Annotated in this window: 1 protein-coding gene and 1 pseudogene; both read right to left on the minus strand. The window is 22.7% G+C overall.

Annotated elements, in window-relative coordinates; all coding sequences use genetic code 11:
• Positions 1–672 (minus strand): annotated as a pseudogene (locus TZ01_RS09075) (RNA-guided endonuclease TnpB family protein); the annotation flags it as partial.
• Positions 644–778, minus strand: a complete 135-nt coding sequence (locus TZ01_RS09665; RefSeq protein ID WP_156150363.1) for an antitoxin VapB family protein — start codon at positions 776–778, stop codon at positions 644–646. The gene TZ01_RS09665 and the pseudogene TZ01_RS09075, both read right to left, overlap by 29 nt.
• Between the last annotated feature and the right edge of the window lie 319 nt (positions 779–1,097).

Below are 1,097 nucleotides of genomic sequence, written 5' to 3' on the forward strand. Positions count from 1 at the left end.
GGACAATGTTAATTGATTTTTAATTCCCAAATCAACTAATACTATTTTTTGATTATTAATGGGCTTCTCCATGATATACTTATTTTTATATGCTGTTATGTAAATATAATAATTATTGTTTTTATTTATTAACAATGCATTTGCCGGTTCTAATATATTTAAATTATATAATCCATTTACCTTTAATTTCTGCTTTATTCCCTGTATTTTAATATAATTGTTGTTTATTATTTTATATGTATTGTTATACTGTTTCAATGGTATTGATGTTATATATTTTTTAAATTTTAATTTCCCTGTTTTATATCCATTTTCCTTTAATTTTGATAATCCTTTAATATTATCCATGGTTCTATCAATAATTTCTTCCCTCATCTGTGATGATAAATATTTTAAATCCCTTATTTCATAATGGTCCTTTACATACACTGGTACTTTATTTACCTTATAATCCATATTAAAAATATCACTGTTAAATTCCTTATTTATAATATAATTGTATAACCATTTAGCCTCCAAAAATATTCTCCTTAATATCCTTGATGTGTTGGTATTTAGCCTATCACTGTCTATCTTTGTTTTTATAATTACTGCTGATTGAGATTTTCTTTTAATTTTGGTTTTATTCAACGAATCTTTTATTTTATTCTTCCTTGCTTCTATCATGTTCATTTATTAATTTTACTATAACATCATTATAGCTTTCTCTCGGAGTAGATTTTAATTTGTTTAATTTTTCTCTTGTTTCATCATGAATTATTATATTTACAAACCCCATATTTATGTATATGTGTATATAATATATAAATATTTAGTTCTAAAAATGTTTCAAAAAATATTATTTATTGAATATTTGTATTTAAATTCCAGAAATTCATAATAAACTCAGTGGCTTTCTTTCTGGTATATTGATTTGTAACAAAATCTATAATAATATCAGGAGCAGTTGCTATTATGTCTTTAATTATTATAATTATATATTTTTATAACAGAAGTAACAGAAGTTAAAGACAAATAACTTTAATTAAATCTATATACATTGTTTATGGATGGTGCTTATAGTCACCTTATGCTATACAGCGACAAATGTATGGCAA

This window comes from Acidiplasma sp. MBA-1 (genome assembly GCF_000949015.1).
In the GTDB taxonomy this organism is placed as follows: domain Archaea; phylum Thermoplasmatota; class Thermoplasmata; order Thermoplasmatales; family Thermoplasmataceae; genus Acidiplasma; species Acidiplasma aeolicum.

Excerpts from the sequence above, each read along its gene's own strand:
- TZ01_RS09665 (WP_156150363.1), bottom strand. The coding sequence starts at position 778 with ATGGGGTTTGTAAATATAATAATTCATGATGAAACAAGAGAAAAATTA.